This window comes from Chryseobacterium sp. DT-167, from assembly GCF_058310155.1.
On the sequence record NZ_JBZEEQ010000052.1, the window covers coordinates 1 to 782 of the forward strand.

Below are 782 nucleotides of genomic sequence, written 5' to 3' on the forward strand. Positions count from 1 at the left end.
TTCTCGCCGGCCGCGAACTCGACGTAGGCGCGGGCCCAGCGCCGAGGCCACGTGTCCTCGTCGCGGTCGAATCCGGCGGTCGCCTCCCAGTCGGCCCACGCCAACTCCGCGGAATCGCGGATGCCCATGCGCCGCTGCTCCGGGGAGTCGACGAGGAACAGGCCACCGAACGACCACCAGGCCTGGCCGCCGAACGAGCTCTCGGGTTCTTGCTCGACCACGACGACCGTTCTCCCGTGGTCGGCGATCTCGCTCGCCGCGACGAGTCCCGCGAGCCCCGCCCCGACCACGACGGCATCGGCGGTCGCGCGTACGGTCGATCCTTCGACACTCATCCGGACTCCTTCGTCGCGTTCGTGGTGGAATCGATCGTATGACGCTATCGGTGAACCACATCACCTTCGACTCCGTCGACCCCTACGCGGTCAGCCGATTCTGGGAGCACGCGCTCGGGTTCGCGGGGGAGGAGGAGGACCCGAACGCTCCAGGGGATGACGAGTGCTACCTCGAGAGCCCAGACGGATCGACGCGGCTGCTGTTCGTCCGTGTCCCGGAGGGGAAGTCCGTGAAGAACCGAGTGCACCTCGACGTCGCGCCTGTCGGCACGACCCGAGACGAGGAACTCCTGAGGCTCCTCGGGATCGGGGCGACGATCCTCGATGACCGTCGTCGTCCGGACGGCCGAGGGTGGATCGTCATGACGGACGTCGAAGGAAACGAGTTCTGCCTCGAACGCAGCGCAGCCGAGAAGAGCGCGCTGCCCTGACGGACCCTGTGCGTGA

2 protein-coding genes are annotated in these 782 nt (G+C 67.9%); one reads left to right on the plus strand and one right to left on the minus strand.

All coding sequences use genetic code 11. From position 1 onward, the window contains the following. Positions 1-335 (minus strand): FAD-dependent oxidoreductase (locus AC4FQ5_RS19675; RefSeq protein WP_491146234.1); only part of this gene is annotated, 335 nt, incomplete at its 3' end. 38 nt (positions 336-373) lie between these two features. Here AC4FQ5_RS19675 and AC4FQ5_RS19680 point away from each other — a divergent pair. Next, positions 374-766: a VOC family protein gene (locus tag AC4FQ5_RS19680; RefSeq protein ID WP_491146237.1), complete on the plus strand. Its 393-nt coding sequence runs from the start codon at positions 374-376 to the stop codon at positions 764-766. The last annotated feature ends 16 nt before the right edge of the window (positions 767-782 follow it).

Bases quoted from the DNA above. Each gene is read 5' to 3' on its own strand.
- AC4FQ5_RS19680 (WP_491146237.1), top strand. From the start codon at position 374: ATGACGCTATCGGTGAACCACATCACCTTCGACTCCGTCGACCCCTAC.